This is a genomic window from Allobosea sp. GW823-FHT02B03 (assembly GCF_058797755.1).
The window spans coordinates 487,815-511,753 of sequence record NZ_JBXAJY010000003.1 but is presented as its reverse complement, the minus strand read 5'-3'; the positions used below and the strand labels follow the sequence as shown (position 1 = coordinate 511,753).

Here is a 23,939-nt window from a genome sequence, read left to right as displayed (position 1 = left end):
AGACCATGCGCAAGACATCGCAGGCAATCGTCGCGGCCGTCATCGGATTCGGCTTCGCAGGGGGACCGGCAGGCGCCGCCACGCTCAGGGCCTATCTCGATGCCGACATCCGCAGCACCGATCCCGGCGTCAACCGCGACGGCAACACCGACGGCGTCGTGCTGCACATGGTCGAGGGCCTCGTCGGGTATGATGCGAAGGGCCTCGTCAAGCCGCTCCTTGCCGAAAGCGTCGCGGTGTCCCCGGACGGGCTGACCTATACGTTTAAGCTCCGCCCGGGCGTGAAGTTCCACAATGGCGAGACGCTGACCGCCGAGGACGTCGTCTGGAGCTTCAACCGCTATCTCAACCCGAAGACCGGCTGGCGCTGCCTGACCGATTTCAACGGCGAGATCGGCCTGAAGATCGAAAGCGTCACGGCGGTCGACCCGCTGACCGTCGTGGTCCGGATCAACGAGCCATCCTCGCTGTTCCTCGCCAATATCGCGCGCAGCGACTGCGGCATGACCGCGATCACGCATCGCGCCTCGCTGAAGCCGGATGGCAGCTGGGACAAGCCGATCGGCACCGGGCCGTTCAAGCTGGCCGAATGGCGCCAGCGCGAATTCGTCAGCATGACCCGCTTCGACCAGTACGCGAATCTCGGCGGCGCTCCGGACGGCTATGTCGGCAGCAAGCGCCCGCTGGTGGACGAGGTCCGCTTCCTCGTTATCAGCGACCCGGCCACCGCCAAGGCGGCCTTCGCCCGCGGCGACATCGATATCATGACGAAGCTCTCCTATTCGGAGGCGAACGAGCTCAAGGCGAACCCGAACGTCACCATCTCGGTGCAGCCCGGCCTGTCCTCGACGACCTTCATCCTGCAGACGCGCGACAAGCTGCTGTCGAACGTCAAGCTGCGCCAGGCGATCGCGGCGGCGGTCAACCAGGAAGAGCTCGTCGGCAGCGTCACCTATGACCTCACCACGCCCAACAACTCGGTCGTGCCGGTCTCTTCGCCCTTCCATGGCGCCGTCCAGAAGAAGGGCTACCAGCACGATCCGGCGCGCGTGAAGAAGCTGCTTCAGGAAGCCGGCTACAAGGGCGAGACGCTCAAGATCATCACCAACAAGCGCAACCAGGCGAATTTCGACACCGCCATCGTCCTGCAGTCGATGCTGCAGAGCGCCGGCATCAAGGCCGAGGTCGAGGTGCTCGAATGGGGCGTCCAGACCGATCGCTGGCAAAGCGGCAACTACCAGATCATGGCCTTCAGCTATTCGAGCCGGATGGACCCCGCGCTCAACTACGAGGCGATCGTCGGGCCGAAGGACACGCAGCCGCGCAAGGTCTGGGAGGACAAGGCGGCGATCGATGCGCTGGCCGAGGTCACCAACGAAACCCGCAGCGCGGAACGCCAGAAGCTGTTCGACCAGTTGCACACGGCGATGATCGAGCAGGTTCCGCTGATCCCGCTGTTCAGCACGATCACCGCAGGCGCCAACCGCAAGAGCGTCAAGGGCTTCTCGTCCAACGTCTTCAGCGCGCCGCTGCTCTGGGAAGTCGAGAAGAACTGACACCCATGCGCCACTCGCTCCACCTAATCGGCGACATCAATCTCAAAGGTGTCGCCAACCCCTCCCGGATCTTCGATGTCGTCGGCCCGCAACTGGCGCAGGCGGACATGGTGTTCGCCAATCTGGAGTGCTGCCTGTTCGATGGCGCCGATGGTGCCGCCGAGAAGCGGGGCTTCTACGTTCCGACGACCGCAGCCGCGTTGCTGAAGGCTGGCGGCCTGCAGGTGGTCGGGACCGCTAACAACGTCAATATCGGCGCCGAGGCGATCACCTCCACGCTGTCCGCCCTCGCTGAGGCCGGGATTGCCTCGGTCGGCGCCGGGGTGGACCGGGCTTCTGCCTATCGCGCGGTCGTCGTCGAGCGGAACGGGCTGCGCTACGGCTTCCTGCAACGGACGGCGGTGTATTGGCCGGATGGACATGAGGCGAAGCCCGGCCAGCCCGGCGTCGCCGTGCTCAAGGCGCACACCGCCTATCGCCCGCAATACGAGCAGCAGGCGGCGCGCACGCGTCCCGGCGTCCCGCCCGAGGTGGTGACCTGGGCCGACCCGGCCTCGCTGGCCGAGGTCTCGAAGGCCGTCACCGAACTGAAGGCGCAGGCCGACATCGTCATGGCCTCGTTCCACTGGGGCTACCGGCGCGAGGTGCTGCAGTATCAGCGCGAGTTCGCTCATGCCGCGATCGACGCCGGGGCCGACATCGTCCTCGGCCACGGGCCGCACATGATCCTGCCGCTGGCGCTCCATGCCGGGCGGCCGATTGTCTATGGCGGCGGCAACTTCTCCTTCCTCTACGCCCATGACAGCAAGCCGCATCCGGACTGGGTCGGCATGATCATGCAGGCCGAGATCGCCGAGCGCGCGATCCGGCGCCTGACGCTGTCCTTCGTCCGGCGCGACCAGGAAGACCGGACGATCCTGCGTTCGGTCCAGGACGAACCCGCCGAGCGCGACGCGCTGATCGCCTCGTCCGCAGCCAACGGCGCCACGCTGGCGGTCGAGGGCGACAGGCTGGTCCTGCAGCTCTAGCGCCGCGCGACGTTGGCAAAACCATAAAGACAAGGAGCGCCGCAGATGGTGACGATGAAGAACGCGATGATCGTCGCGCCGCAGCCCGAAGCGGTCGAGGCCGGCGCCGAGGTGCTGGAGCGCGGCGGCAACGCCATCGATGCCGCCATCGCCTGCGCCTTCATGCAGGGCGTGGTCGACCCGCTGATGTGCGGCATCGGCGGCTTCGGCTCGATGCAGGTCTATATGCCGCGCCGCGGCGTGCATGAGATCGTCGAGTTCTATGCCCGGGCCCCGCTCGCTGCGACGCCCGAGATGTGGCTGCCGCATCTTGATGGGCAGACACGCGACGGCTTCGCCTTCCTGCTCAAGGACGGCATCAACGAGTTCGGCCATCTCGCCGTCTGCACGCCCGGCAGCATCAAGGGCTATGCCCATGCGCTATCGCAGTTCGGCACGATGGACTGGCGGGACGTGATGGCTCCGGCGATCCGACAGGCGCATGCCGGCGTGCTGGTGCGGCCGCACATGCACTGGTTCTGGACCCAGGACCAGAGCAGTGGTGGCGAGGTCAATACCGGCAACAAGCTGCGCTACAGCCGGACGGGCCGCGAGGTGTTCTTCCGGCCGGACGGCAGCCCCAAGCGCCCCGGCGATATCCTGACCAATCCCGATCTCGCCGAGACGCTGGAGCATCTGGCCCGAAGCGGGCCTGACGATTTCTACCATGGCGCCCTGGCGGCGAGGATGGCCGCGGATTTCGCGGCGCAAGGCGGGCTGCTGAGCGAGCGCGATTTCGCGGCCTATGAGCTTTCCGTCGCCAGCCCGATCTGGGGTTCGTATCGGGGCCGGCGGATTTCGACCTCGCCGCCGCCGGCGAGCGGCATGTCGATGCTGCAGATCCTGCACATCCTCGACAATTTCGACATCGGCGCGCTGAAGCACGGCAGCGCTGCGCACATCACCCTCCTCGCGGAGGCGATGAAGCGCATGACCATCGACAAGGACCGCTTCATGGGCGACCCCGCCTATGTCGACGTCCCCGTCGAGCGGCTGATCTCGCAGGACTACGCCGCCGAGCAGGCGCAGGCGATCAGGCGCGGCGAGCGCGCCGAGATCAAGAGGCTCGACCGCTCTCAGCGCGAAACGACGCATGTCTCGGTGATCGACCGCGACGGCAACGCAGTCGCGCTGACCCATACGCTGGGCAGCCCCTCCGGCGCCATCTCCGACGGGCTCGGCTTCATCTACAACGGCACGATGAGCCGCTTCGATCCGCGTCCCGGCCGAGCGGCGTCGATCGCGCCCGGCAAGCGCCGCGCCTCTTCCGCCGCGCCGACCATCGTCTTCGACGGCGAGACGCCGCGCATCGTCATCGGCGCCCCTGGCGGCAGCTATGTCGCGCCGGCGGTGGCGCAGGGGATCATGAACATGATCGATTTCGGCATGTCGCCCTTCGAGGCCGTCGCCGCACCGCGGATCATGGCGGTCTCGAACGCGATCGACATCTCCAACCGCATTCGCCGCAGCGTCAGCGAGGAGCTCGCCGCCGCCGGCTATGACGTCAAGCGCTCGGCCCAGACATTCCCGTTCGCCGCCCTGCACGCGATCGGGATCGTCGACGGCCTGTGCTCGGGCGGAGCCGATCCGCAGCGCGACGGCATGGCGATATCCGTCTGAGACTCGGCTACGATCGGCGAGACCACCCTTCACACCGGGAAGGCAAAGCCGTAGCCGGCTGGAGGCGTTTGATGTTTCTGAGCGTGTTCGACGTCTTCAAGATCGGGATCGGCCCGTCCTCGTCGCATACGATGGGGCCGATGACGGCGGCGGGGCAGTTCCTCGACCTGCTGCGCCGGCATCCGTCTCGCGATGATGCGGTGGCGGTCGGCGTCACGCTCTACGGCTCGCTCGCCTTCACCGGGAAGGGCCATGCCACCGACCGCGCCGTGGCGCTCGGCCTCCTCGGCTGGATCCCGGCCGAGTTCGATTTCGACGTGGCCGAACGCCAGCTTCACGCGCTGGGGACGACGCATCTCCTGCACCTCGACGGCCTGCCGCCGCTCGCCTTCGACCCTGCCGCCGACATCGTCTTCGACTACGGGCCGCCTCTGCCCGGCCATGCCAACGGGCTCGTCTTCCGCGCGCATGATTCCGGTGGCGCCGAGCTCTTGTCCGCGACTTATTATTCGATCGGCGGCGGCTTCGTGGTGACGGCGCAGGAACGCGAGGCGCCGCCAGCCGTGACCGAAGGCTCGTCCTGGCCCTATCCGTTCGCGAATGCGACGGCGATGCTGCGCATGGCGCGTGAGAGCGGGCTCTCGATCGCCCAGATGAAGCGCGCCAACGAGAACCACCGCCAGGCGCCGGACGAGGTCGAACGCGGTCTCGCCCGTCTCTGGTTGGTGATGAACGGCTGCATCGAGAGGGGCCTGGTTCAGGAGGGCGAACTGCCGGGGGGCCTGCGCGTGCGTCGCCGGGCCGCGAAGATCCATCGTCAGCTCGAGGCCGAGCGGCAGAGCAACCGTGCCCAACCGCACGCCGCCTCGGACTGGCTCGGCGTCTACGCCATGGCGGTGAACGAGGAGAACGCGGCCGGCGGCCGGGTGGTGACGTCGCCGACCAACGGGGCGGCCGGCGTCGTGCCAGCAGTGCTGCGCTATTATCTCGACCATTGCGTCGGGGCCGAGCCCAGCAAGGTCGCCGACTTCCTGCTGACGGCTGCGGCGATCGGCGGGCTGATCAAGCACAATGCCTCGATCTCAGGCGCGGAGGCCGGCTGCCAGGGCGAGGTTGGCTCGGCCGCGGCGATGGCAGCCGCCGGCTTCTGTGCGGTGCTCGGCGGCTCGCCCGAGCAGGTCGAGAATGCGGCCGAGATCGCCCTCGAACACCATCTCGGCATGACCTGCGATCCGGTGGCGGGGCTGGTCCAGGTGCCCTGCATCGAGCGCAACGGCATCGGTGCGATCAAGGCGGTCGCGGCCGCCTCGCTCGCCTTGCGCGGCGACGGCTCGCATTTCATGCCGCTCGACAACTGCATCGAGGCGATGCGCCAGACCGGCGAAGCCATGAGCGAGCGCTTCAAGGAAACAAGCCTCGGTGGGCTGGCGGTCAACCTGCCGGAATGCTGAGCGCTACCTTTCGCAAGCCGGACCTGACCGGCCTCGATGAGCAAACACGTGGCCAAGGGGGACCTGGTTGAATGATCGTGGATGATTTCCGTTCGGATACGGTGACGCGCCCCAGCGCCGGCATGCGCGCTGCCATGGCAGCGGCCGAGGTCGGCGATGCCGTCTATGACGACGACGCGACCACCAAGCGGCTGGAAGCGATGACCGCCGAGCGACTGGGCAAGGAAGCCGGCCTCTTCTTCCCGACCGGCACGCAGGCCAATCTCGCCGCGATGATGGCCCATTGCGGCCGCGGCGAGGAATACCTCGTCGGCCAGATGGCCCATACCTATCGTCTCGAAGGCGGCGGCGCGGCCGTGCTGGGCTCGATCCAGCCGCAGCCCCTGCCCAACGAGCCGGACGGAACCATCGCGCTCCACGCCATCGCCAACGCGATCAAGCCGGACGACTTCCATTTCGCGATCACGCGGCTGCTGGCGCTGGAGAACACCTTCAACGGCCTCGCCCTGCCGGATGCCTATCTGGAGGCTGCGACCGGACTCGCCCGCTCGCGCGGCCTTGCGACCCATCTCGATGGCGCCAGGCTGATGAACGCCGCCGCGGCGAGCAACCGCGACGCTGCCTGGATCGCCGGGCAGTTCGACACCGTCTCCCTATGCCTGTCCAAGGGGCTCGGAGCCCCGATCGGCTCCGTCCTCGTCGGTCCCAAGGAATTCATCGAGAAGGCCCGCCGGATCCGGAAGATGCTGGGCGGCGGCATGCGTCAGACCGGCGTCATCGCCGCGGCTGCGATCTACGCGCTGGAGCACAATGTCACCAGGCTCGGCGAGGATCATCGGCGCGCCGCGAATCTCGCGGCGGTGCTGGCGCGTTTCCCCGCGCTCGGCGCCGGGCCTGCCCGCACCAACATGGTGTTCATGGCGCCAAAGGAGCTCGACGCCGCCGCCTTCGCCACGTTCCTGCGCGGCCGCGGCATTGCCGTCGGCGGGCGCTACGGAACGCTACGTTGGGTGACCCACCTCGATGTGGACGATGCCTCGCTCGCGCGTGTCGCCGAGGCCTGCGAGGCCTACTTCGACAAGCGGGAAGCGCGCGCCTGATCGCGGTTGCCGGGCTGAATGGCGAGCCAGGGCGAGCGGTCGGCTCGTCCTGCCACTGTCAGCCACGCATCCAGGCGAGTGGGGTCAGCACGATCGACGGGAAGAGGATCAGCAGCACCAGGACCACGACCTGGGAGACGAGGAACGGCCAGACGCCGCGCATCACCGCGCCCATCGAGACGCCCGAGACGCCGCTCACCACGTTGAGCACAATGCCGACCGGCGGCGTGATCAACCCAATGGCGTTGTTCATGATGAAGAGCACGCCGAAATAGACCGGGTCGATGCCGGCCTGCTTGACGATCGGCATCATCACCGGCGTCAGGATCAGCACGGTCGGCGTGAAGTCGAGCGCCGTGCCGACCACGAGCACCAGCAGCATCAGGATGATCATGACCAGGGTCGGGCTGTGCATGAAGGGCTCGAGCGCCCGCGACAGCTCTGCCGGGATGTTGGCCTGCGTGATCAGCCAGGCCGAAACGAGGGCAGCCGCGATCAGGAACATCACCGCTGAGGCGGTCTTGGCCGCGTTGAGCAGCAGGCCGAAGAGCATCGAGACCTTCAGCTCGCGATAGACGAACATGCCGATGATGAAGGCGTAGGCGCAGGCCAGCACCGCCGCCTCCGTTGGCGTCACGATGCCCCATTTGATGCCGCCGATGATGAGGACCGGCATGAACAGGGCGAAGAACCCGTCGACCAGCGCCTTGCCGCGCTCGCGATAGCCCTGGCGCGGGAAGGTCTTGACGTCGTCCTTGCGCGCGGTGAGCCACCAGGTGGCGACCAGCGCAGCCCCCATCAGCAACCCCGGCACCACGCCGGCGAGGAAGAGCTGCGAGATCGAGACGTTCGCGGCGACGCCGAAGATGATGAAGCCAATCGAGGGCGGGATGACCGGGGCGATGATGCCGCCCGTCGCGATCAGCCCGGCGGAGCGGGCGAGGTCGTAGCCGGCGCGGCGCATGATCGGGATCAGGATCGCGGCGAGCGCCGCGGTGTCCGCGGCGGCCGAGCCGGAAATCGCGGCGAGGATCAGGGCTGCCAGGATCGCGACATAGCCCAGCCCGCCGCGCAGATGGCCGAGGCAGGCGAGTGCGAAGTTGATGATCCGCTTCGAGAGCCCGCCGGCATTCATCAACTCGCCGGCGAGGATGAAGAAGGGGACGGCCAGTAGCTGGAAATTGTCGGCGCCGACGATGATCGTCTGGGCGACGATCTGGCTGTCGAAATTGCCCATCCAGAGCATGAGCGCCAGCGCGCAGAAGATGAGGGCGAAGGCGATCGGCGCCCCGACGGCCATGGCGGCGCTCAGGGCGGAGAGGAAGACGGCGACCGTCACGGCATCTGCTCCTTGAGCTTGGCGGCCTCGCCGGTGAGCTCCCCGGCGAAGGCGGCGATCTCCGCTTCGGAGAGGCGCCCGGTCGCCGTACGCAGCAGCCGCGCGCCGGCGATGAGGCCGATGCCGACGCTGCTGAAGAAGCCGATGCCGTAGACCCACAGCATCGAGATGCCGGTCACCGGCGCATAGAAGGTCGCGTTGATCTCGGCCTGCTGCCAGGTGCCCCAGAAGAACACCGCGCAGCACAGCACCGTGATGAGATCGGAGAGGACGAGGCAGGTGACGCGGCCGCGGCGGCCGAGCCATGCGACCAGCGTCTCGACGCCGAGATGCATGTTCTCGCGCGCCACGACGACGGCGCCGATGAAGGTCAGCCAGACGAAGAGGAAGCGCGAGAGCTCCTCGGAGACGACGAGCCCGGAGTCGAAGGCATAGCGCAGGACGACATTGCCCAGCACCATCAGCGTCATGGCCGCGAGCAGTAGGACCATGATGATTTCGAGGCTGCGGAAGGCCCAGTGTTCGAGTCGTTGCATGCTTCCTCCCGCCTTCATGGCGGAGCCGTTCACCGGCTCCGCTGCGGTGCTTCTCGTTGAGCGGTCAGGCCTTGACGCTGTACTTCAGCAGCTCGGCCTCATTGACCTCGACGCCGAGGCCTGGGCCGGTCGGCACGGCAATGGCGCCGTCCTGCAGCACGAAGCGCTCGACCAGGAGGTCGTCGCGCAGCGGGTTGTGGGTCCGGTCGAACTCGATCATCGGTTCGTTCTGCAGCGGCACGCCGGCCGCAGTGAACGGCACCTGCGGCGCGACCGCGATCGCCTGCAGCGCCGCCGCCACTGCGATGCCCGAACCCCAGACATGCGGTACGGTGAGGACGCCGAAGCTGCTGGTCAGCGCCAGGATCTTGGTCCATTCGGTGAAGCCGCCGGCGCAGCAGAGGTCGGGCTGGGCGATGTCAATGCACTGGCCGAGCATGAGGTCGCGGAAGCCGAAGCGGGTGTATTCGCATTCGCCACCGGCGACGGGCACGTCGATGACGTCGCGCACGCGGCGATAGCCTTCCCGGTCCTCCGGCACCACCGGCTCCTCGAACCAGAGCACGTTGTGCTTTTCGAGGCTGCGCCCGATGCGGATCGCCGAGGCCGCGGTATAGGCGTGGTTGGCGTCGACCATCAACCCGATCTCGGGCCCGATGGCTTCACGCACCACGGCAAGGCGCTGCGCGTCGAGATCGATCGGCAGCAGGCCGATCTTCATCTTGATCGCGGTCATCCCCGCCTCGCGATAGCCGCGTGCCTCCTCGGCGAGCTCGCGCAGCATGCGCTCAGTGTCGCGATAGTGGTCGGGGTAGTAGCAGCCGGTGCCATAGGCAGGCACGCGCGTGCGGAAGGCGCCGCCGAGCAGCGCGTGAACGGGCCTGCCGAGCGACTTACCCCAAAGGTCCCACAGCGCGATGTCGATGGCGCTCAGTGCCTCGATATAGGTGCCCTTCTGGCCGAAGTCGCGGCTGAAGGAATAGAGCTCCTCGAAAATCCGCACGGGCTCGTCTGCCTGCCGGCCGATGAGCTTGGGCGCCAGGACCTTCTCGACGCAGGCCATGGGCGGCTCCGGTGGCCCGTACTGGCCGCCTTCGCCCCAGCCGACGAGGCCGTTGTCGGCGGTGATCTTGACCAGGAAGCTGTTGCGCTCGGGAAAGGCGGCCTGGGAGGAGAAGAAGCGCTTCGCCCCCAAGGGGGTGCGCAGGATGTAGGTCTCGATCGAACGGATCTTCATGTCGGCAAAGTCTCGGTCTTGAGTTCAGCCGCGGGCGGCGAGGGCGGTTTCGGTGCGGGCGCGCGTTGCCGCCAGATGATCGGCCATCGCGCCGGCAGCACGGGCACTGTCGCGCGTCGCTAGGGCTTCGAGGATGGCGATGTGCTCGGCGAGCGAGGGATCGAAGGCGTCGGGCACGCTGTGCTGGACGGTGTTGCGGCACCAGATGATCGAGTCGCGCAGCCCGATGACGAGCCGGGCGAGGCGGGCATTCGGGCAGTGGTTGAGCACGAGGTCGTGGACGAGATCGTCGATCTTGCGCAGCCGCTCGAGCCGGCGCGCGGGGTAGACGATCTTCTCGATCGCGCGGTGCTCCTTGAGCGCGGCCTCGATTTCCTGAGCCGGGATGTGCGGCGTCGCCTTCTCGGTGATCAGCGGCTCGAGCGCCTGCCGGATCTCGAAGATCTCGAACAGCGCGTTGCTGTCGATCTTCGCGACGAAGACGCCCTTGCGCGGCGAGATCGTGACGAGCCCGTCGGCTTCGAGCTTCTTCGCGGCATCGCGCAGCGGCGTGATGCTGATGTCCCAGCTCGTCTTGTAGTCATCGAGATTGAGCCGCGCGCCGGGCGCGAGGCGGCCCGACAGGATCTCGTTGCGCAGCATCCCCGCTACGCGCTCGCCGAGCGAGAGCTTGTAGTCGGGGTCCATCGTCAAGGGTTCTGACAAAGACACGGCTCCGGTGAGAGGGCTGTCTATTGATAATGTGTGATGCATCACGTATCAAGCATCAAGATGTCAAGAAGCCGCCCGGAGGCGGCATTGTGTGAAGTGGAGGAAACGATGACGAAGCTTGCCCTGGCCGCCCTGGCCTCGACCGCCCTTGTCACCCTGGCCGGCGGTCCGGCTGCGGCGCAGATCAAGGAGAGGACGATCAAGCTGTCGGCGGCTGTGCCGCAGGATCACCCATTCGGCGCCGGCGCCGCTGCGCTCACCGCCTGCGTCGCCGAAAAGTCCGGTGGCAAGCTGAAGATCCAGAGCTTCTGGAACGCCCAGCTCGGTAGCGATCAGCAGGCGGTCCAGGCCGTCCGCTCGGGAACGCTCGACATCGTCGTCGCCTCGACCTCGCCGCTGGTCGGATTGGTGCCGCAGCTCGGCGCCTTCGACCTGCCCTTCCTCTTCACCAATGAGAAGGAGGCCGATGCCGTGCTCGACGGGCCGGTCGGCCAGAAGATCTCCGAGCGCCTTCTCGGCGTCGGGCTGGTCAATCTCGCCTATTGGGAGAACGGCTTCCGCAATATGACGAACTCCCGTCAGCCGATCCGGAAATGGGAGGATCTGCAGGGGATGAAGGTGCGCGTCATGCAGAACAACGTCTTCCTCGACACCTTCAGCAATATGGGCGCCAATGCGGTGCCGCTCGCCTATGGCGAGCTCTATACGGCGCTCGAGACCAAGGCGATCGACGGCCAGGAGAACCCCTACGCCAATATCTATTCGGCCAAGTTCTACGAGGCCCAGAAATATCTCTCGATCACCCAGCACGCCTATACGCCGGCAGTGGTGATGTACTCCAAGCGGCTCTGGGACCAGCTCTCGAAGGACGAGCAGGGCGTGTTCACCGCTTGCGCCGCGGTCTCGCGCGACAAGGAGAGGCAGGTCAATCGTGAACAGGCCAACGAGGCGCTGGCGAAGCTCAAGGAGCTCGGCATGACCATCAACGAGGTCGCGCCCGACGAGCTCAAGCGGATGCGCGAGAAGGCGAATGCCGTCTACCAGAAGCATGCCGCCGCGATCGGCGCCGAGACGCTAGACGCCGTGCAGGTGCAGCTGAAGCAGATCCGCGGCAACTGATCGCTCGCGGACGACGCTTTAGAACAGGTCATTCGACCGGGTTCGGGCGCGGCGGCACAATATCGCTGCGCCCAGACCTGCTGAGATTCGTGGCCGTGGGCTTCCGGACAGTGCTCTCATATGCGCTATTGCTCGGCCCCGGTCATTCGCGGCGAGCTTCAGCTCGGCTCCGTCAGCCGTTCGCTATGGCGCCATCCAAGACAGTGTCCTTGGCCGCAGGAATTCGGAGTTGCGGCGATCGGGGTACTTGGCGACCGGCTAGAGATGCAGGTCGCGCATCGGCGTGGCGATGATGCGGCGCGCCTCTCGCAATTGGCGGAGCACCAGACGCGCCTTGCGGACGAATACGCTGCTGCCGGCGAGCAGCTCGGCCTCGCGGGCCGCGAAGGCGGATTTTCCGGTCATCGCTGGGATCGCGCTGAGCGGCGCGGGGGAAACCGGCGCGCCGAGCGTCTGCAGCTCGGCGAGTTCCGGCCGCGGGTTCCGCAGGCTCTTTCCGATGGCGATCCGCGCTGCATCCAGCCGTGTCGCTTCAGCATCGAGCACGGGCTTCTGCATCACGGCGCTCGAATCGCGCCACTGAATGCCCTTGCGATAGGCCGGCACCCATTGGACCTGCGCTTCCAGCAGGTTCAGCCCGGCATAGCGGGCGAGGGCGGGAAAGGCATCGTCGTAGAAACGCCAGCAGTCGACCGGGAAACGATGGCGCGGACCGCCGCCGGGGGAGGTGATGAAGGCAAGCCCGTTGCCCTTCAGCACGCGCGAAATCTCGAGCATGGTGATCCAGAAGAACTCGGCATGCTCGAAGACCTCGGAACAGGTCACGACATCGACCGAACCGGTCGCGATCTCCTTCCAGTCATAGGGATCGGCCACGGCGATATCGACGTTGAGACCCGGCTCGATATCCATGCCGCGCAGCGTCCAGGCCGGATTCGTCATCACGTCGCGGTTGGACAGGCTCTGGCCGTCCACGATCGCGGAGCCGACATCGAGCACTGTCAGCTGAGCGGTCTCGACCTCGGCGAGATAGGTCTTGCGAAAAACCCGCGCCTTGTCGTTGGCAGAAGCGTGCATGAACCAGTCCGAGCATGAGGAAGGCCCCTCTCGTACGGGCAGGGGGCGGTGATGACAATCGTTTTCCGTTCAATCGCCCTGCAGCGCGACGAGATCCTCGACGCGGTCCGACATCAGCAGCGGAATCCGGCGCTTGATCTCCGCTTCGGGCCATTCCCACCAGCGCAGGGCGAGCAGGGCTTCGATCCGCTGCGGCGACATGCGGTAGCGCACCACCTTGGCCGGGTTGCCGGCGACGATCGCATAGGGCGGCACATCGCGCGTCACGACGGCGCGGGCCGCTACGACGGCGCCATGTCCGATCGTCACGCCGGAGAGCACGAAGCACTGCGAGCCGAGCCAGACATCGTGGCCGATCGAGACATCGCCCCGCGAGGTGTGGCTGCCGTCCAGTGTCCTGGCGTCCGGCCAGAGGCTCGGGATCGCCGGGAAAGGATAGGTCGTGACCCAGTCGAGGCGGTGATTGCCGCCCATAAAGATCTCGACGCCGTCGGCGATCGAGCCGTAGCGGCCGATCCGCAGGCTCGTGCCCGTTCCGGGAAAACGCACCTTGGGCCGGCCATAGGTATAGGGCGAGACGATGATCTGGCCCGGGTACCGGGCGATCATATGCGCGAGATAGATCCGCGTCTGGTTGTGCCTGTTGAAGGCCTTGCGCAGTTGGACACGGGGCCCATCGGGAAGGCCGGCCCACCATGCGGTGAACCGGCCCGGGCGCCATGCCTCGTCCTCCGGCGGCAAGCGAAAGCCGCCGGATCCAGTCATTGCCTGTGTCACTCGGTATCGGCCTTCACGTCGATTTTCTCGAAGATCTCAGTCGGCTCGGCGAGCGTGATCACATCGGCGAGGCCGAGGCCGGCCGGAGACTTCGCAGTGGCCGAGACGCTCAGCTTGCCGGGCTTGGCGACGAAGCGCGCGACCGCGCCGGCCAGCGCCTTGGCGCCGTCCGATGGGCCGAGAAGCGCGGCGAGGCCGAGGCTCGCAATGGTACCGTACTCCCGACGGACATCCTCGACCTTGCGCTTCGATTTGCGCGCTTCGTTCTCGATCAGCTTCTCGGCGAGGCCGAGATTCTGCAGCTTGATGTCGAGGTTCTTCGCCGTCGCACCGAGCAGTGCCACCTGCGCCAAAGCGAGATCGGTGGAGAACACTTCCTTGCCGACATTGCCGAGCGTTCCGGTGGCTTCGAGCTTGCCCATGCCGACACCGCCGAGCGAGAGCGCGCGGATCGCGAACTCCTTGCTCGCCTCCCGCCAGGCAAGGTCGAGCTTCGCGGACAGGTCGAGATTGCGGTAGCCCATCGCCAGCAGGTCCTTGGCGGAGGGGTTCGAGGCGCTCTCGACGACAGGGATCGTCAGCTTGTCGAGGGTCAACGCCATGTTGGTCGGAATGCCGTTGACCTGCTCGCCATGCTTGAGCTCGAAGGTGCCGAGACCGACCTCGATCGGCGGTAGCGGCGCGGCGCCGCGCTTGCCCTGCTGGGGGGCGGTGATCTGGATGCCGCTCAGGCGGATGGTGCCGAGCTTGGGGATGAAGCGGCGCAGATCGTCCGCGCTCGGGTCGAAATCCGGTTCGGCCAGGGCCTTGCGCAGCTCCTTGATCGTGTTCTCCAGCGAGAAGCCGAAATACCCCGCCGAGGCGATCGAACCCTTGCCGCCCCCGCCCTCGAACTTCAGACCTTCCATCACGAAGCCCGATTTTTCCGGCGTGTCCTCGCCGAAGGCGATCCGCGAGAAGCGCAGGTCGACCGGTTCCGGCTTGGCGCCTGGCTTCGGCGGCGTCTTGACCGCCATTACGACGTCGCGGATCTCGCCGCTGCCATAGTCGACGGAATCGAAGAGGGCGAGCATGGCCAGCAGCATCTGCCGGTCTCGCGCCTCGGTGATGGCGGGATCTTCCTTGCTGTTCAGATCCTTCGCCGCCTTCTCGGATTCCTCGCCGAGCGTGACGATGCGCGCCATCAGCTCGCCCATCGGCTCGTTGCCGACGCGGGCCTTGAAGTTGCGCAGCGCGGCCTTGCCGGCCGAGACCTTGCCGAGCTCGCCGAGATCGAGCGTGTAGCCGTCCTGCTCGATCCGGCCGAAGACGGTCTGCATCGCAGGCTCGGTGCCAGGCGCTGCCTTGTCCGCGAAGACACGGGCGATCTGGGTCAGGTCGAGCCCCTCGAAGCTCGTGCGCAGGATTTCGCCGTTCATCTGGCCGGAAGCCGAGCCCTCGACTTTGATCGAGCCGGCCTTGGCCTCGCCCCGCGCGATCTTGCCTTCCCGAATCTCGGAGAAACGGATGTCGCGATAGGTCGTGATCTGCTTCTGCGGGCCGAAGCTCTGCTCCATCACCAGGCTCGGCGCGCTGATCTCGGCGGCCGTGAGGCGGCTCATCCGGGCGACCGGGCTTTCATTGCTGCCGGGCCCCGCCTGGAAGATCGCCTGGAAGCCTGCGCGGTCCAGCGGCGTGCCCTTGACGTCGAGCTTCGGGATGGTGAGCACGAACTTGCCGAGATCGAGCCGGACATTGTCGAGCTGGAAGTCCTCGGCCGATGCGGTACCGGCCAGCAGCAGGAGCAGCAAACCCGCCGCCGGGAGCGGGTGCACGCGCCTGAGGCGCTGGCTGGGCAGAATGGTCATCGATATCTCCTGGAGCATGGTGTCGAAGCCCCGCGCGACAAGGACGAGGCCAAGCCGCCTTTGTCGAGCCGAGAGGCAAAATCGCTTCCGGCCGGGACCAACGTTCCGTTCGGCTTCGAATTGGCGCTGAAACTGCCGCAAGGCGAAGGCGAAGGGAAGACGCAAGACGGGCGGACCGGTGAAAAGCTTGACGGCGCGCCGGCCTTGCCTGCCATTGGCCGCAGATTCGCCATCGCGTCCCGGCAACGCTCTGCGGCATTGGTGGCCTTTTTGGGGAAACGGATCATGCAGGCTTCGGGACGCTGGGTGCGACTGGCCATTTGCGGGGTGTTGGCGCTCGCCTTCGCAGCTCTGGCACCGGAGCGCCCGCAGGCGCAGCAGGCCGCCCCTGCCGTCGGGCTCGAGCCGCTGGCGATCGTGAGTGCCAGCGGCCGCCACGAGTTCCAGGTCGAGGTGATGCGCACGCCCGAGCAGCGCGCCCGCGGCCTGATGCACCGCCAGTTCATGCCGGCCGATCGCGGCATGCTTTTCGACTTCAAGCGCACCGAGCCGGTCGCGATGTGGATGCAGAACACCTACATCTCGCTCGACATGCTCTTCATCCGCGCCGACGGCACCGTGGCGCGGATCGCCGAGCGCACCGAGCCGCTCTCGACCCGCACCATCCCTTCCGGCGAGCCGGTGCTTTCGGTACTTGAGATCAATGGCGGTGTTGCCGAGAAGCTTGGCATCAAGGCCGGAGACAAGGTCGAGCACGCGCTCTTCAAGCGCTGACCGGAGTAGCCGGGGTCAGCCCAGCTCGGCCGAGATCGCGCGACAGGTCGCCAGCAGCTCGGCCAGCACCTCGTCGTGCCGGGTGCGAGCACTCCTCCGGTTCAGATAGGGAATGACGATACTGGCGACGGCGCGGCCCTGCCGGTCGAGGATTGGCGCGCTGATGTCGGTGACGCCCGGCATGTCATGGCTTTCCGCAACGAGGAAGCCGCGGGCAGCGATCTCGTCGAGCATCGCCCAGAACCCTGGATCTTCCAGGCCGCCGGCCAACTGGGCGGGCTGCAAGCTGCGTTCGCGCGCTTCGCCATCCTGAAAGGCGAGGATCACGCGGCCCGAGGTCGCATCATGTGCCGGACGCCGATAGCCGAGCCGCAAGGTGAAGCTGATGTCGCCCGTTCCCGCGGCATTGGCGATCACGACCGTCTCGCCCTCGTTGAGCACGACGAGATGGGCCGATTGCGCGGTCTTCTCGCTCAGCCTTTCCATGGCCGGCGCCGCGACTTCGACCAGCTGCCGCGCTCGCGGCGTGCGCATGCCGAGCTCGAACAACCGGTTGCTGAGGGTCAGCTCCTCCGTCGCCGGGTCGCGGTTGAGATAGCCGCGCTCGACCAGCACGAACAGCATGCGGAAGATCTCGCCCTTGGAACGACCAAGGCTTTCGGCGACGGCGCGGGTCGAGAGCGGCTTCTGGGCCGCTGCCAGCAACTCGATGATCTCCAGCCCCTTCTCCAGCGCCGGGGCGGGATAGGGCCCCGGGCGACTGCTCGGCTCGGCGTGAAGCTGCTCCATGCAAAGGCTCCCGATCAATTCATTAGTGAAGCTTGACTGCATATACGCAGCTGTTAGCCTTGCCTTACGTCACTATCAAGCTGAAAGTCGTATTTGCGCTCCGCCAGCCGCAGAGGGCCAGTATTTATTCGCCGGAGGAGGCAGGCATCGAATGAACTCGCGCATGGCCTGACGAGCGACGAGGTCGATGCCTGCAAGACGAAAGCAACGCTGCATCGCAAGAAGTGATCGGAAGAGGGAGAGCGATCATGAAGGCAGGTTTCAGGGCGGTCGTGGTGGCTTTGGGTTTTCTTGCGGCGGGTTTGCTGTCGAGCGTCGAGGCGCGGGCCGACAAGCTCGCTGATATCCTGTCCAAGGGCGTAGTGCGCATCACCGTCTTCGCCGACGTGCCGCCCTTCGGGATGATGAACGCCAATCGCGAGCTTGAAGGTTTCGACATCGACATGGCGAAGCTGGTCGCCAAGGCGCTGGGCGTGAAGCTCGAGCTGCTGCCGGTGCCGGCCGCCAGCCGCATTCCCTTCCTGCTCACCGACAAGTCGGACATGAACATCGCGGCGATGTCGATCACCGCCGAGCGCGCCCGTCAGGTCATGTACAGCGCGCCCTATGCCGACACCTCGCTGGCGGTCTACGGCGCCAAGGGCCTCGCCTTGAAATCGGCCGCGGATATCGGGCGCAACCGCGTCGCCGTCGCCAAGGGCACGACCGAGGACCTCGTCCTGACCGCGCTCGCCCCGGGTGCCGACATCATGCGCACCGAGGACAATGCGACGGCTGTCCAGGCCTATCTCTCCGGGCATGCGCAGTTGCTGGCCGCCAACAGCGTCGTGGTCGTCGAACTCGCGAAGAAGAACCCGGCCAAGGAATTCGACTTCAAGTTCGCGCTGCGCCGCGCGCCCGCCCATGTCACCGTCCGGCTCGGCGAGCACACCCTGCTGCGCTGGCTCGACACGCTGATCTTCCAGAGCACTCTGAACGGCGATCTCGACGAGCTGCACAAGAAGTGGCTCGGCGGCCCGATGCAACCTTTGCCGGCACTCTGAGCCCGGCCGGGCAGGGCGGCGCGACGGGAAGGGACCGCATGTCGAAGCATGATTTCTCGCGCGAGGAGTTCGCCGCGCGCCGCGCAGCCGTCAGCCGGGCGATGGCCGAGCGAGGGCTGGACTGGCTCATCCTCTTTCACCCGGTCTCGATCCGCTGGCTGACCGGGTCGGACGCCAAGAGCTATCAGGAGTTCCAGTGCCTGCTGGTGCCGGCTTCCGGCCCGCTGACGATCATGGCGCGCGAGGGCGAGCGCAACGAATTGCAGGACGAGGCACTGGTCGACCGGATCGAGACCTTCGGCGGCGGCGAGAACGAGGATGCGATCCCGCGCTTCGAGCGTCTCGCCGACGAGCTTGGCCTGCTGCGTGCGCGATGCGGCATGGAGGTGCCGGCCTATTACCTCCACCCGCATCACTATGTCCGCCTGCGCGAGTTGCTCGGCTCCAGCCTGGCGGCGGAAACGACCAGCCTCGTGCCCGATCTCGGCCTGGTGAAATCGCCGGCCGAGCTCGCCTACATCCGGCGCGCGAGCGCCATTGCCGACGAGGCGATGGCGGTGTTCGCGGCGGGTCTGCGGCCAGGCCGCAGCGAGCTTGCCTTGGCCGGCAACGTCTATGGCGCCCTGCTTGCCCGCGGCAGTGGCCTTGCCGCCAGTCCGATCAACCTCGTCGCGGGCGCACGCTCCGGCTATAGCCATGGCGCGCCGACCGAGCGCCTGCTTGCGGCGGGCGATTACGGCAGCGTCGAATACGGCGCGACCTGGCGTCGCTATACTGCGACCATCGGCCGGCAGTTCAGCCTGGGACCGCCGACGCCGCGCATGCGCGAGCTCTACGACATCGTCCGGCGCGCCTGCGATGCCTGCATCGCCGAGATTCGCGACGGTGCCCCGGCAACGGCGCCGCATGAGGCGGCCAAGCGGGTGATCGGCGCTGCCGGGCTGGAGCAGGGCAGGGTCCACACCTCGGGCTATGGCCTCGCGCCAGGGTTTCCGCCGACATGGGGCGAGCCGGTCCACATGATCGGCGGCAGCGACTATGTGCTGCGGGCCGGCATGGTGCTTAGCGTCGAGCCGCCAGTCTTCCTCGGGAATGAGCGCCTTGGCGCGCGCATTATCGACAATGTGCTGGTGACACGCGATGGCTGCGAACTGCTCTCGCGGACCTCGCGGGATCTGATCGTCGTCGGCTGAGTTGGCGCGCGCGCAAACGGGCATGTTCCCAAATCGCCGCCTTGGTGCTATTGCGTTGCGCGTCGCAGCGCGCATCGAGAAGCCGGGGCGACGGTTCGGCAAGCGTTTTCATGCACTTGCGGAGCTTCGGGGTATAGCGCAGCCCGGTAGCGCATCTGCTTTGGGAGCAGAGGGTCCCAGGTTCGAATCCTGGTGCCCCGACCATTCTCGAAAAGGCCCGGCCGCTGGCGGCGAAGACGAGGAAGAGCATGACGGCGCGCATCTATTGCCCCGCTCGGACGGCGATGCAGTCGGGCACGGCCAAGACCGGCCGCTGGCTCCTCGAATACGAGCCGGAGCGGCCGCGTGAGATCGAGCCGCTGATGGGCTGGACCTCGTCGAGCGACATGAAGAGCCAGCTCAAGCTCTGGTTCGACAGTGCCGATGAGGCGGTCGCCTACGCCGAGCGCAACGGCATACCCTATCGCCTCGAGCAGCCGCACGAGCCGAAGCGGCGCCCGATGGCCTATTCGGACAATTTCAGGTTCAACCGCGTCGGGCAGTGGACGCACTGACGCCTTGCACTTCCGGCGGGGCGCCAGCCCTTCGCATCGCTACGGGCCCGTAGCTCAGCTGGATAGAGCAGCAGCCTTCTAAGCTGCTGGTCGCAGGTTCGAATCCTGCCGGGCTCGCCATTGATCACGTAGTAGTCCGCCTTTGTTCTGATCGCCGTTCTGACAGCTAGACTGCTGGTCATCCTGGCTTTCGACCGCCGGTCACCTGCATGACGCGGCTTTCCAGGGCGGCAATGCGCTGGCGCATTCTGCTTGTCGGAGCTGGTTCGGCGCCCCCCGACAGTCCTTACGGTATGACGAGCCCTCGCGCCCGCGATTTGCTGGTGAGGCGGCATGTGCAGCCGGTCCCGATCGTTGCGCGGCGCGTCAGCGTGCATGTCCGCTGTGGTGTCTCGCAGCGACGCCCGGTCCGGCGCGGGCCCTGGCCTTCCACAAGGCCATAGCGAGGCACATAGGCGGGGGCTGCCATCGACCGTGGTCCCACGGGGTTGATGCCATAATCGATCGGCGGGCCGGCGCCCGGGATGCCCCCTCCGTCAGAGTGCAGCCTGATGTCAGGCACATGATCGGTGATGGAAGGTGGCCCCAGGCCGCGCCGCGGACCATCCGGCGTGAGCGGGGCGTTGCCGGGCGTGCCGATATACTGGGCGTTGGCGGGAAGGCTCAGCAGCAAGGCCAACGCCGCCGCCGTCCTTGCAATGGCAAATGCCTTCATGGCGGACCACCGTGCAGCTTGGGGCGGGATCAGGAAAGCCCAGTCAAGTCGTCGGGGCGCAGGATCGCGCGTCGCGCACGATGATAGCGGTGGATCATGGTGCGAAGCCAGCCTGATTAAATCGTCGGCTCCGGCCCGTCTCGCCCGGTTCGGCAAAGGCCGGACGCTTCTGGGGGCCTTCTGATGATTGGTCCGGCCGCGCGCGGGGCCGGACCAATCGTGCATGTCAGGTCGCGGTCGCCGCGGCCGTAAGGGCTATCTCAGTAGACCCAGCGGCAGACCCGGCGGCGGCGGCCGAACCGGTCGCGCGTCACGGTGCAGACCTGGCGACGCCGGCGCGGCCCGCGATAGTACTGGGTAAACTCCGCAGGCGCCTCGTCGAGCTTGGCGACGGTGTCGAGAGGCAGGTCGGACGCCTTTGCCGCCTCGCTCGCGACCATGCTGCCAACCGCGGTGACAGCGGCGCCGCCGAACATGGCAGTGAGAAATGAACGTCGATTCATTGGAAGCTCCTTCGGGTGAGGGCCCCAACAGAGTCGCGCAAAGTTAACAAATGGTTGCCGGAAACGGTGGTGTCGGTGGCATTCGTCGCCCGAGATTGGGCACCCCCTCATGCTCCGGAAGTGGATGGCGGGCGAATGTCGCCTTGTCCCAGAATGCGGGCGAGAGCGTCGGAAAGGCCGGTGCTCGCCACGGGGGCCGGCAGCGCCAGATCCCCGGCGGGTGGCTTCGGCGATGGATTTCGCGCGGCTTCGAGCACAGCGGCGAAGCCGGCCTTCGTCGAGCAGATCACCGGGACGTCGACATGGGGCTGCACACGTTCCGCCAGCCCGGCGAGGCCGGCGCCGCCGAGGATGACCGCGCCGGCGCCATCCCGCTCCACCGTCCTCCGGCAGGCCTGCGCGAGAAGCGCGATCGATCCTTCCGGGTCGCTGGCGATGTCGCCGCCGGTCGGCGCCACCGTCTCGACGGCGGCGAGGCTGGGGCCGAGGCGAAGCGAGGCGACGAATTCGGTGAGGATCGGCCCCCAGCGCTCGCCGCCGGTTACGATCGAGAAGCGCCCGCCGCGCTCGGCGGCCTGACGGCAGGCCGCCTCGGCCATACCGACGACCGGGACGTTCGCCAGCTCCTTCAGCGCCATAAGCCCTGGGTCGCCGAAGCAGGCGAGATAGACCGCATCGCACTCGCCGCCATGCTCGGCATAGGCGTCGAGCGCCGCATGGCCGGCGATGGCGCCGGCGCTGCGGCTGGAGATGTAGCGCGCGCCGAAGCGGCCCGTCGCCGGCCTGAGCTCGACATCGGTCGGCGTGAGCGGCGCGAGCACGCGCATGACCAGCGCGGTCATCTCGGGGCTGGTGTTGGGATTGAGGACGAGGATGCGCAAGGAGGTTACCGGAAAGGCTTGTGAAATCGTTTTCAGGCGGGCTGCAGCGTCGCCTCGGCTTGGACGCAGCGGACGATCCGGTCTCCGCCCAGCTTCACTACCGGCGGTAAGCCGATCTGGCAGGCTTCGACAGCCTGCCGGCAACGCGGCGCGAAGGAGCAGGAGGCGGGCGCCTCGTTCAGCGCCGGCGGCGCTCCGGGAATGGCCTCGAGCCGCTCGCCCTTCCTGGCGCCATGCAGGTTCGCGGCGAGCAGGCCCTTGGTATAGGGGTGCTGCGGGTTGCTGATCAGCTCGCGCACCGTGCCGGTCTCGACGATCTGTCCGGCATACATCACGGCGAGCCGGTCCGAGACCTCGACGGCGACGCCGATGTCGTGGGTGACGAAGATCACGCCCATGCCGAGATTGCGCTGGAGCTGGCGCAGCAGCAGCAGGATCTGGATCTGCACGGTGGCGTCGAGCGCGGTCGTCGGCTCGTCGGCGAGCAGGAGCTTCGGCCGGGCCGCGAGCGCGAGCGCGATCATGGCGCGCTGCCGCATCCCGCCCGACATTTCGTGCGGATAGGCTTTCAGCCGCCGCTCCGGCGAGGGAATGCGGACGAGCTGGAGCAGCTCGAGCGCGCGTTGCATCGCCGCGCGCCGGCCGATCTTCTCGTGCCGGGTGATCGCCTCGGCGATCTGCTCGCCGACCGTGTAGACCGGATCGAGCGCCAGCATCGGGTCCTGGAAGATCATCGAGGTGACGCGGCCGCGATAGTCGGCGAGCTCCTGCGGCCCGAGAGCCAGCACATTCCTGCCGTCGACCATGACGGAGCCACCGATCTCGGTGCGGCTCTCCGGCAGCAGCCTGAGCAGCGTCTTCAGCGTCACGCTCTTGCCCGAGCCGGATTCGCCGAGGATGCCGAGCACCTTGCCGGGCTCCAGCGTGAGCGTCACGCCGTTGACGGCATGCACCGTTTGCGCGCCCCGGAAGCGCACGGTGACGTTCTCCATCGCGACGAGGGGCGCGCTCATGCGGCGTCCTCCAGCGCCGGCGCGCGGCTATGGCCCGAGCCGGCGATCTCCATATGGCAGGCGGCGAGCCGCGTGCCTCTCCCGGTCGGCGTCAGCGCCGGCTTCGCCTTGGCGCAGACGGTCTGCGCCTGCGGGCAGCGCGGGTGGAAGCGGCAGCCCTCGGGTGGGTTGATCGGGTTCGGCGGATCACCGGCGAGCGGCGCCTCCATCGTGCGGTTGTCCGGGTCCATGGACGGCATCGCCGAGAGCAGCGCGCGGGTATAGGGGTGGCGCGGATCCTCGTAGAGTTCGTCGACCGGGCCGATCTCCACGACCTCGCCGAGATACATCACCATGACGCGGTCGCTGATGAAGCGGACGACGTTGAGGTCGTGGCTGATGAAGATGTAGGTCAGCCCGAACTCCTCGCGCAGATCCATCAGGAGGTTCAGCACCTGCGCCTCGACCGACTTGTCGAGCGCCGAGACGGCCTCGTCGAGGATGACGAGGCGCGGTCCGAGCGCGAGCGCGCGGGCGATGTTGACGCGTTGGCGCTGGCCGCCGGAGAGCTCGTGCGGGTAGCGCGCCGCAAAGCGCTCCGGATCCAGGCCGACGCGGGCGAGCAGGTCGCGGGCGCGGGCAACGGCACCAGTCCTTGCGACGCCATGGACGGTCGGCCCGAAGGCGATCGAATCCTCGATGGTCAGTCGCGGGTTGAGCGAGGCATAGCTGTCCTGGAAGACCATCTGCGCCTGGCGGCGATAGTCCTTGAGCGAGAGCGCCGCGCTGCCGACCGCCTCGCCGTCGAACAGCATCTGGCCGGCATCCTGCGGGATGAGCTGCATCACTACGCGGGCGGTGGTCGACTTGCCGCAGCCGGATTCGCCGACCACGCCGAGCGTCTCTCCCTTCAGCACCTGGAAATCGACGCCGTCCACGGCACGCACCACGGCGCCGCGCCCGAGCGGGAAGTGCTTGGTCAGCGCGCGAGCTTCCAGCAATGGCGTGCCGGCGCCGCCGCGATCCGACCCGTCCTCGACGTAGAGTGCCAGCGACAT

Annotated in this window: 22 protein-coding genes and 2 tRNA genes; 12 read left to right on the top strand and 12 right to left on the bottom strand. The window is 67.2% G+C overall.

Annotation, left to right across the window (positions count from 1 at the left end):
• Nucleotides 1–5 precede the first annotated feature (5 nt).
• From AC1REK_RS12065 to ltaE, 5 genes are all read left to right on the top strand, one after another.
• A complete protein-coding gene (locus tag AC1REK_RS12065; protein WP_492267861.1) occupies nt 6–1,556 on the top strand; it encodes an ABC transporter substrate-binding protein in 1,551 nt (516 codons plus the stop codon).
• Nucleotides 1,557–1,561: 5 nt separating this feature from the next.
• Nucleotides 1,562–2,584, top strand: coding sequence for a CapA family protein (locus AC1REK_RS12060; protein ID WP_492267862.1), 1,023 nt, complete (start codon nt 1,562–1,564; stop codon nt 2,582–2,584).
• Between the two features lie 54 nt (nt 2,585–2,638).
• Nucleotides 2,639–4,243 (top strand): gamma-glutamyltransferase, encoded by a 1,605-nt coding sequence (ggt, locus tag AC1REK_RS12055; protein WP_492268208.1) that lies wholly within the window; start codon nt 2,639–2,641, stop codon nt 4,241–4,243.
• A 71-nt stretch (nt 4,244–4,314) separates the two neighbouring features.
• Nucleotides 4,315–5,694, top strand: a complete 1,380-nt coding sequence (locus AC1REK_RS12050) for an L-serine ammonia-lyase (RefSeq protein WP_492267863.1) — start codon at nt 4,315–4,317, stop codon at nt 5,692–5,694.
• A gap of 71 nt (nt 5,695–5,765) precedes the next feature.
• The gene (ltaE, locus tag AC1REK_RS12045) at nt 5,766–6,794 is read left to right on the top strand and encodes a low-specificity L-threonine aldolase (RefSeq protein WP_492267864.1); all 1,029 of its coding nucleotides are present in this window, start codon (nt 5,766–5,768) and stop codon (nt 6,792–6,794) included.
• A gap of 58 nt (nt 6,795–6,852) precedes the next feature.
• Here ltaE and AC1REK_RS12040 read toward each other — a convergent pair whose 3' ends face one another.
• The 4 genes from AC1REK_RS12040 to AC1REK_RS12025 all read right to left on the bottom strand — a co-directional run bounded on the left by AC1REK_RS12040 (nt 6,853) and on the right by AC1REK_RS12025 (nt 10,611).
• A complete protein-coding gene (locus AC1REK_RS12040) occupies nt 6,853–8,133 on the bottom strand; it encodes a TRAP transporter large permease (RefSeq protein WP_492267865.1) in 1,281 nt (426 codons plus the stop codon).
• Nucleotides 8,130–8,669: a TRAP transporter small permease gene (locus tag AC1REK_RS12035; RefSeq protein ID WP_492267866.1), complete on the bottom strand. Its 540-nt coding sequence runs from the start codon at nt 8,667–8,669 to the stop codon at nt 8,130–8,132. Before AC1REK_RS12035 ends, AC1REK_RS12040 begins: the two co-directional genes overlap by 4 nt.
• A gap of 64 nt (nt 8,670–8,733) precedes the next feature.
• Complete coding sequence (locus tag AC1REK_RS12030; protein ID WP_492267867.1) at nt 8,734–9,906, bottom strand: mandelate racemase/muconate lactonizing enzyme family protein; 1,173 nt, start codon at nt 9,904–9,906, stop codon at nt 8,734–8,736.
• Between the two features lie 24 nt (nt 9,907–9,930).
• A complete protein-coding gene (locus AC1REK_RS12025; protein WP_316019154.1) occupies nt 9,931–10,611 on the bottom strand; it encodes a GntR family transcriptional regulator in 681 nt (226 codons plus the stop codon).
• 114 nt (nt 10,612–10,725) lie between these two features.
• Between AC1REK_RS12025 and AC1REK_RS12020 the strand changes: the two genes are divergently transcribed.
• Nucleotides 10,726–11,736: a TRAP transporter substrate-binding protein gene (locus tag AC1REK_RS12020; RefSeq protein ID WP_492267868.1), complete on the top strand. Its 1,011-nt coding sequence runs from the start codon at nt 10,726–10,728 to the stop codon at nt 11,734–11,736.
• A 258-nt stretch (nt 11,737–11,994) separates the two neighbouring features.
• Here AC1REK_RS12020 and AC1REK_RS12015 read toward each other — a convergent pair whose 3' ends face one another.
• From AC1REK_RS12015 to AC1REK_RS12005, 3 genes are all read right to left on the bottom strand, one after another.
• On the bottom strand, nt 11,995–12,813 hold the full coding sequence (locus AC1REK_RS12015; RefSeq protein ID WP_492267869.1) for a methyltransferase domain-containing protein: 819 nt from the start codon (nt 12,811–12,813) through the stop codon (nt 11,995–11,997).
• A gap of 69 nt (nt 12,814–12,882) precedes the next feature.
• Nucleotides 12,883–13,422: a CatB-related O-acetyltransferase gene (locus AC1REK_RS12010; RefSeq protein ID WP_492267870.1), complete on the bottom strand. Its 540-nt coding sequence runs from the start codon at nt 13,420–13,422 to the stop codon at nt 12,883–12,885.
• Between the two features lie 164 nt (nt 13,423–13,586).
• Nucleotides 13,587–15,437 (bottom strand): aq_1923 C-terminal domain, encoded by a 1,851-nt coding sequence (locus tag AC1REK_RS12005; protein ID WP_492267871.1) that lies wholly within the window; start codon nt 15,435–15,437, stop codon nt 13,587–13,589.
• Between the two features lie 285 nt (nt 15,438–15,722).
• On the opposite strand from AC1REK_RS12005, the gene AC1REK_RS12000 reads away from it, so the two are divergent.
• Nucleotides 15,723–16,211 carry a DUF192 domain-containing protein gene (locus AC1REK_RS12000; protein WP_316019173.1) on the top strand — a complete coding sequence of 163 codons (489 nt, stop codon included), beginning with the start codon at nt 15,723–15,725 and terminating at the stop codon, nt 16,209–16,211.
• Nucleotides 16,212–16,226: 15 nt separating this feature from the next.
• On the opposite strand, the gene AC1REK_RS11995 is transcribed toward AC1REK_RS12000, so the two are convergent.
• A complete protein-coding gene (locus AC1REK_RS11995) occupies nt 16,227–17,000 on the bottom strand; it encodes an IclR family transcriptional regulator (protein ID WP_492267872.1) in 774 nt (257 codons plus the stop codon).
• Between the two features lie 248 nt (nt 17,001–17,248).
• Here AC1REK_RS11995 and AC1REK_RS11990 point away from each other — a divergent pair, with 248 nt between their 5' ends.
• The 5 genes from AC1REK_RS11990 (at nt 17,249) to AC1REK_RS11970 (ending at nt 19,910) form a co-directional block, all read left to right on the top strand.
• Nucleotides 17,249–18,043, top strand: a complete 795-nt coding sequence (locus AC1REK_RS11990; RefSeq protein WP_492267873.1) for a transporter substrate-binding domain-containing protein — start codon at nt 17,249–17,251, stop codon at nt 18,041–18,043.
• Nucleotides 18,044–18,081: 38 nt separating this feature from the next.
• Entirely contained in the window at nt 18,082–19,236 is a 1,155-nt protein-coding gene (locus tag AC1REK_RS11985; RefSeq protein ID WP_492267874.1) for a M24 family metallopeptidase, read from the top strand.
• A gap of 127 nt (nt 19,237–19,363) precedes the next feature.
• Nucleotides 19,364–19,440: transfer RNA gene (locus AC1REK_RS11980), tRNA-Pro, on the top strand.
• Between the two features lie 44 nt (nt 19,441–19,484).
• Nucleotides 19,485–19,790, top strand: a complete 306-nt coding sequence (locus AC1REK_RS11975) for an ETC complex I subunit (RefSeq protein ID WP_316019161.1) — start codon at nt 19,485–19,487, stop codon at nt 19,788–19,790.
• A 43-nt stretch (nt 19,791–19,833) separates the two neighbouring features.
• A tRNA-Arg gene (locus AC1REK_RS11970) sits at nt 19,834–19,910 on the top strand.
• Between the two features lie 855 nt (nt 19,911–20,765).
• Here AC1REK_RS11970 and AC1REK_RS11965 read toward each other — a convergent pair.
• From AC1REK_RS11965 to AC1REK_RS11950, 4 genes are all read right to left on the bottom strand, one after another.
• Nucleotides 20,766–21,008 (bottom strand): hypothetical protein, encoded by a 243-nt coding sequence (locus tag AC1REK_RS11965; RefSeq protein WP_316019164.1) that lies wholly within the window; start codon nt 21,006–21,008, stop codon nt 20,766–20,768.
• A gap of 107 nt (nt 21,009–21,115) precedes the next feature.
• A complete protein-coding gene (locus AC1REK_RS11960) occupies nt 21,116–21,889 on the bottom strand; it encodes an aspartate/glutamate racemase family protein (RefSeq protein ID WP_492267875.1) in 774 nt (257 codons plus the stop codon).
• Nucleotides 21,890–21,921: 32 nt separating this feature from the next.
• A complete protein-coding gene (locus AC1REK_RS11955; protein WP_492267876.1) occupies nt 21,922–22,902 on the bottom strand; it encodes an ABC transporter ATP-binding protein in 981 nt (326 codons plus the stop codon).
• Nucleotides 22,899–23,939 (bottom strand): ABC transporter ATP-binding protein, encoded by a 1,041-nt coding sequence (locus tag AC1REK_RS11950; protein ID WP_492267877.1) that lies wholly within the window; start codon nt 23,937–23,939, stop codon nt 22,899–22,901. Before AC1REK_RS11950 ends, AC1REK_RS11955 begins: the two co-directional genes overlap by 4 nt.

Excerpts from the sequence above, each read along its gene's own strand:
- AC1REK_RS11965 (WP_316019164.1), bottom strand. The coding sequence starts at position 21,008 with ATGAATCGACGTTCATTTCTCACTGCCATGTTCGGCGGCGCCGCTGTC.
- AC1REK_RS12060 (WP_492267862.1), top strand. The coding sequence starts at position 1,562 with ATGCGCCACTCGCTCCACCTAATCGGCGACATCAATCTCAAAGGTGTC.
- AC1REK_RS11975 (WP_316019161.1), top strand. The coding sequence starts at position 19,485 with ATGACGGCGCGCATCTATTGCCCCGCTCGGACGGCGATGCAGTCGGGC.
- AC1REK_RS11985 (WP_492267874.1), top strand. The coding sequence starts at position 18,082 with ATGTCGAAGCATGATTTCTCGCGCGAGGAGTTCGCCGCGCGCCGCGCA.
- AC1REK_RS12030 (WP_492267867.1), bottom strand. The coding sequence starts at position 9,906 with ATGAAGATCCGTTCGATCGAGACCTACATCCTGCGCACCCCCTTGGGG.
- ggt (WP_492268208.1), top strand. The coding sequence starts at position 2,639 with ATGAAGAACGCGATGATCGTCGCGCCGCAGCCCGAAGCGGTCGAGGCC.
- AC1REK_RS12050 (WP_492267863.1), top strand. The coding sequence starts at position 4,315 with ATGTTTCTGAGCGTGTTCGACGTCTTCAAGATCGGGATCGGCCCGTCC.
- AC1REK_RS12065 (WP_492267861.1), top strand. The coding sequence starts at position 6 with ATGCGCAAGACATCGCAGGCAATCGTCGCGGCCGTCATCGGATTCGGC.
- AC1REK_RS12000 (WP_316019173.1), top strand. The coding sequence starts at position 15,723 with ATGCAGGCTTCGGGACGCTGGGTGCGACTGGCCATTTGCGGGGTGTTG.
- AC1REK_RS11995 (WP_492267872.1), bottom strand. The coding sequence starts at position 17,000 with ATGGAGCAGCTTCACGCCGAGCCGAGCAGTCGCCCGGGGCCCTATCCC.
- AC1REK_RS12020 (WP_492267868.1), top strand. The coding sequence starts at position 10,726 with ATGACGAAGCTTGCCCTGGCCGCCCTGGCCTCGACCGCCCTTGTCACC.
- AC1REK_RS12015 (WP_492267869.1), bottom strand. The coding sequence starts at position 12,813 with ATGCACGCTTCTGCCAACGACAAGGCGCGGGTTTTTCGCAAGACCTAT.
- AC1REK_RS12010 (WP_492267870.1), bottom strand. The coding sequence starts at position 13,422 with ATGATCGCCCGGTACCCGGGCCAGATCATCGTCTCGCCCTATACCTAT.
- AC1REK_RS11950 (WP_492267877.1), bottom strand. The coding sequence starts at position 23,939 with ATGTCGCTGGCACTCTACGTCGAGGACGGGTCGGATCGCGGCGGCGCC.
- ltaE (WP_492267864.1), top strand. The coding sequence starts at position 5,766 with ATGATCGTGGATGATTTCCGTTCGGATACGGTGACGCGCCCCAGCGCC.
- AC1REK_RS11990 (WP_492267873.1), top strand. The coding sequence starts at position 17,249 with ATGAAGGCAGGTTTCAGGGCGGTCGTGGTGGCTTTGGGTTTTCTTGCG.
- AC1REK_RS12005 (WP_492267871.1), bottom strand. The coding sequence starts at position 15,437 with ATGACCATTCTGCCCAGCCAGCGCCTCAGGCGCGTGCACCCGCTCCCG.
- AC1REK_RS12035 (WP_492267866.1), bottom strand. The coding sequence starts at position 8,669 with ATGCAACGACTCGAACACTGGGCCTTCCGCAGCCTCGAAATCATCATG.
- AC1REK_RS11955 (WP_492267876.1), bottom strand. The coding sequence starts at position 22,902 with ATGAGCGCGCCCCTCGTCGCGATGGAGAACGTCACCGTGCGCTTCCGG.